Source organism: Paenibacillus nuruki (assembly GCF_001721045.1).
Taxonomy (GTDB): Bacteria; Bacillota; Bacilli; order Paenibacillales; family Paenibacillaceae; genus Saccharibacillus; species Saccharibacillus nuruki.
The window spans coordinates 1-3,590 of the sequence record NZ_MDER01000063.1; the positions used below are offsets into that span (position 1 = coordinate 1).

The 3,590-nt window shown below is 40.2% G+C and carries 4 protein-coding genes; 1 reads left to right on the plus strand and 3 read right to left on the minus strand.

Annotated elements, in window-relative coordinates; genetic code table 11:
• Positions 1-284 precede the first annotated feature (284 nt).
• On the plus strand, positions 285-758 hold the full coding sequence (locus tag PTI45_RS16540; protein ID WP_069328715.1) for a hypothetical protein: 474 nt from the start codon (positions 285-287) through the stop codon (positions 756-758).
• Between the two features lie 105 nt (positions 759-863).
• Here the strand turns inward: PTI45_RS16540 and PTI45_RS16545 are convergent, their stop codons facing one another.
• From PTI45_RS16545 to glpX, 3 genes are all read right to left on the minus strand, one after another.
• Complete coding sequence (locus PTI45_RS16545) at positions 864-1,361, minus strand: metallophosphoesterase family protein (protein ID WP_069328716.1); 498 nt, start codon at positions 1,359-1,361, stop codon at positions 864-866.
• A complete protein-coding gene (locus PTI45_RS16550; protein ID WP_083243579.1) occupies positions 1,362-2,171 on the minus strand; it encodes a (2Fe-2S)-binding protein in 810 nt (269 codons plus the stop codon).
• A 145-nt stretch (positions 2,172-2,316) separates the two neighbouring features.
• Positions 2,317-3,387, minus strand: a complete 1,071-nt coding sequence (gene glpX, locus PTI45_RS16555) for a class II fructose-bisphosphatase (RefSeq protein WP_069328718.1) — start codon at positions 3,385-3,387, stop codon at positions 2,317-2,319.
• Positions 3,388-3,590: the final 203 nt, after the last annotated feature.

Genomic DNA, 3,590 nt, shown 5'->3' on the forward strand with positions numbered 1-3,590 from the left:
TAATTATATATCTTATGTAAAAATAAAGTTATTTTTCCTTATAGTTATAGACCTATTGCATTGTTGATATCGGTATATTCGTTATGTAGCCTACATTATTTCTAATTACTTATATTAATATTATGGAAAATATAGTAATATTAGGATATAAAATGATAACGCTTACTTTTTAGTTATGATAACAGATTGTTTGTTACTTGAGTAAGGAGGTGATCATCGAGGTTCCCACTCGCTATTGGATTTGTAGTAGGAATATATCTTTATCTTATCAAGGAGGATATGTTATGAACTATTCAAAATATGCTACATCAGTAATAGGATTGATCTTAACGATGACGTTCTTTATTTCTCCCACTTCAATGATGGCGATGGAGCACAATGAGATCCCTTCATCTAGCGAAAATACGATCACACCTTCATTATATGCAGAAGATGATTTCCCAGGATCGATGGATCAAAATAATCGTGTGTATTACAGTCCTAGTATTGGCCCGGGTGGCAATGTAGATGCCGAGATTTCTGTTACATTACTGCCAGGAGAGCGTGTATTCATGACCTATGAATTTTACTCATGGTCTACTGAAAAATGGACACCTGTCGTCACAGAGATTATTGACGGCAATCAAGGTGGATTTTTGCATCGTATATTACCTCTTTCTCCTAACGATCCTATACCGGGTCTGTATCGAATTACGTTATCCAGTGATAGTACACGCTCCATCTCAAGTTGGATTCACCTAGAGTATTCTGCATGGTAAACGATCACTTTATCCTGATGTAATATGTAAATAGGCATCACAAAAAGGGTTGATGATTTGAGCGACATACGCTCATCATCAACCCTTTTACATAGGATCTATAGATTATTCTTTATCAAAAAAGAAGTGTTCCGCAGATACTTGATCGCCCTCGATCGTGATCTTACCATAAGAGTATCGAGGTTCACGGCGCTTGTCTGTCGGCGAACCGGGATTGAATAGTAGGATATCTTCTCGCACTTCAGACAATGGTGTATGCGAGTGTCCAAATACAATAATATCTACTGCTTCATTAGGAAACGTATTAAAAGCACGATCCGGTGTCGTCCCTTTCCATCCATCTCCATGCACCAAGCCGATTCGCTTGCCGCCCGCTTCAATAATCTTTTGTAGTCCTAATCGCTCCACAATCTCTGATCCATCATTATTACCTGCGACTGCTTCGACAGGCGCTAATTCAGACAACTTCTCATAGACCCACCAATCACAGAAATCTCCTGCATGCAAAATCAAATCTACCCCTTGTAAACCTTCTAATACATGATTAGGCAGATGACGATTGCGACTGGATAGATGGGTATCCGATATAATTCCAATAATCAATTAAATCCCCTCCTTTTGTTGATAAGCATGACGACGCTCATCTCTATCGGTTTCGCTAAGCTTCGGACAAGAGAAACAATAATCCCCATCATCCATCCGATGATATAGACAACAAGCACTTTTTAATGGAATCTGTTGATCTCCTTGAATACTGGTCGTATAACGAGTTCGCATATTCAATGGATTCACCGTTAATCCAAAAGGTTCAGCACTCATTTCAGAAGTCACATATCGATGATCATCTTTAATATGCTCTACAATCTCTGGTGAAGATGCTTCTTGTTGCCATGTCTGCACAAAATAATTGAACTGACTTGGAAATTGACGCCAGAAGACACGCGCATGAGCTCCTGTGACCGCAGAGATCGCTTCGACTATAGGACGAAGCGTTTGTTGGTACAACTGTTCTAAATGAGTCTGACGGAATAAGGCTCGTTCCTCAGGTGTATCCGGCCCTTGCTCTTCACCCCATTGCTGAAGTCGAAAAGCAAACTGACAATATCCATTACTCTCAACCATATCCATAATTAAATTATCCGGCTCAAGTGCAATACTCTTATTATAGAAGGAAAGATAATATTGCCCTGCTAATGCGATTCGACCTAACCACGAACAAAAAAATGTGCCCGCAGGTTCGGTATCTGGTGCCTTTAACAAAGGAGCATAGAACTGTAAAAACTTCTCCATCCCATCCACTGTACTCAACTCTGCAAAAGAAGCACTATATATCGCATCAGGATGTGGTTCCATGATGATATAAAATTTAGCTTTTAACATGTCATGATCTAAGCTAAGTTCCATGCTGTCCATACCCTTCCTCTAGTAAGATTCATTATCATTTATCCTATACCAATCTCTGTGATTCTTCAAATCCATACAAAAAAAGACAGCCCTTCTATCAAGGACTGTCTTTTTATAAAGAGTAGTACTGAAATCAAAAATGCAATATCAGCGATTAAGATGTTGGCTTCGCTTCGACCGGTTGCTTTTTGCTACTGACTACCGATTCAACAGCTGCTACACGGCGATCTTCAGGTTGCCCGGTTGCTTGAATCTTTCTTACTTTGTGAAGCACTTCTTTGTTCGGTAGGTAATGAAGTGATTTGATATAACGAATCGTTTTGGTTTTGGCACGCATAACAATTGAATGTGTCTCTGCACGATCATCCGCCAGATAACGTACACCACCCAGGATCTCACCAGGCGTTACACCTGTTGCGGCAAAAATAACATCGTCGGTGCCGATCATATCCTGCATCGTTAGAATCTGGTACGGATTTTCGATACCCATTGCCTGACAGCGTTCAAATTCAGCTGCATTGGCTGGCATCAGTCTGCCTTGAAGTTCTCCACCAAGGCAAGATAGCGCCGCTGCCGCCAGTACACCTTCTGGTGCACCGCCTGAACCTAGATACAGATCAATCCCTGCTTCGGGGAAAGCAGGAGCCATCGCGCCAGCTACATCGCCATCGCTGATAAATTTGATCCGTACCCCTACTTTACGTAATGTTTTGATAATACTTTCATGACGATCACGATCCAGTATCATTACGGTGATATCCGCCATATTTTTACCGAGTGCTTTGGATGCTTTATGCAAAGTCACATCGACAGGATCTTCAATACTGAGCTTGCCCACTAATGCAGGGCCTACAGCTAACTTTTCCATATACATATCAGGTGCGTGTAGAAGATTACCTTTATCTGCTACAGCAATAACCGAAAGTGCGTTATTCAACCCCTTCGCTACAATAGCTGTTCCTTCTAGCGGGTCTACAGCCACATCAACTTCTGGCGAATCTGTATTTCCCACTTTTTCTCCAATATACAACATTGGAGCTTCATCCATTTCACCTTCACCAATAACGACTGTACCGTTGATCGATACCGAGTCAAACATTGCACGCATAGCTAGTGTTGCTGCTTCATCTGCGCTGTTTTTGTCACCGCGTCCCATCCAGGGAGCCGAAGCCAATGCCGCGACTTCTGTTACTCTTACAATTTCCAATGCCATTTCGCGTTCCATGTCTTCCACTCCTTTATTTGGGATTTTAAAAATAAATGTTGTTTTCTAGAGCATATAATATCATCAATCCAAACAAAAATGTTGTTTTTAACGAAAATTTTCTTTTAAAACAAATTTATATGTTTGATAAATAAATATTATAGATGATTTTAGAATCGTTATTCACAAATAACCAACAATTATTTCATAATTAGAAAATAAAT